This window comes from Paenibacillus sp. TSM33, assembly GCF_056099025.1.
Map to the genome: position 1 here is coordinate 1 of NZ_JBLZXB010000035.1, position 544 is coordinate 544.

The 544-nt window shown below is 47.6% G+C and carries 2 rRNA genes; both read left to right on the forward strand.

From position 1 onward, the window contains the following. Window positions 1-214 (forward strand): 16S ribosomal RNA (locus tag ACN6NF_RS25635); the annotation flags it as partial. 234 nt (window positions 215-448) lie between these two features. Next, window positions 449-544 (forward strand): 23S ribosomal RNA (locus ACN6NF_RS25640); the annotation flags it as partial.

Sequence of the window (544 nt, forward strand, 5' to 3'; positions counted from 1 at the left end):
ATGAAGTCGGAATTGCTAGTAATCGCGGATCAGCATGCCGCGGTGAATACGTTCCCGGGTCTTGTACACACCGCCCGTCACACCACGAGAGTTTACAACACCCGAAGTCGGTGAGGTAACCGCAAGGAGCCAGCCGCCGAAGGTGGGGTAGATGATTGGGGTGAAGTCGTAACAAGGTAGCCGTATCGGAAGGTGCGGCTGGATCACCTCCTTTCTATGGAGAATCGTTTCCTGCGATGGAAACATTCAAATATGAAGCATAAGCTTCAAAACTCAGGTTTAGGCCTGTTACTCACTCGTTGCTCAGTTTTGAGAGTTCAAACTCTCAATATTGCACCTTGAAAACTGGATACCGAAACGAAATTGCGTTTTAGAATATTCCTTTAAGCTGATCTTGTGTAAACGAGAAAACTTAAAGTAGCAAATCGTATTTACATTGTAGATACTAGGTTAAGCTACAAAGAGCACACGGAGGATGCCTAGGCGCCAGGAGCCGACGAAGGACGTGGCGAACAACGATAAAGCCTCGGGGAGCTGTAAGCAA